Source organism: Paenibacillus solisilvae (assembly GCF_042656405.1).
GTDB classification, from domain to species: Bacteria; Bacillota; Bacilli; order Paenibacillales; family Paenibacillaceae; genus Paenibacillus_Z; species Paenibacillus_Z solisilvae.
Genome location: NZ_JBHSOW010000089.1, coordinates 5,714 through 6,191, shown reverse-complemented (window position 1 = coordinate 6,191; position 478 = coordinate 5,714). Strand labels below are relative to the sequence as shown.

The following is a 478-nucleotide window of genomic DNA, read 5'->3' as shown; positions in this document are numbered from 1 at the left end:
ACATCGCCGGGTACTTTAACAATATCCCGCATGACAAATTGCTCAAACTCGTGGAACAACGAGTGAGTAACCGAAGAGTGTTGAAACTTATTCGACTGTGGCTGAAAGCCGGTGTCATGGAAGATGGACAGGTTCATAACACGGAAGTCGGAAGCCCTCAGGGTGGAGTCATCTCTCCGCTACTCGCGAACATCTACCTGAACTATCTCGATACCTTATGGGAAAAGCAATTTTCCCATATCGGCACACTAGTGCGGTATGCTGATGATCTAGTTATTTTATGTGAAAATAAACCCCACGCTATGGAAGCCATTCAGGTGCTTAAGGCAGTTTTCAGGAAATTGGAATTGACGATGAACACGGACAAGTCCAAGCTTGTGAACCTGTGGTTGGATAAAGAGGGATTCGACTTTCTCGGATTCCATCACCGCCGCATGCCGAAATTGTTTAAGTCTGGGAAATTTTATGACTTGCGAAG

The 478-nt window shown here is 45.6% G+C and carries 1 protein-coding gene; it reads left to right on the top strand.

Features of this window, described 5'->3' with window-relative positions; translation table 11 throughout:
* Nucleotides 1-62: 62 nt before the first annotated feature.
* Nucleotides 63-478 (top strand): reverse transcriptase domain-containing protein (locus ACFPYJ_RS33225; protein ID WP_379190686.1); only part of this gene is annotated, 416 nt, incomplete at its 3' end.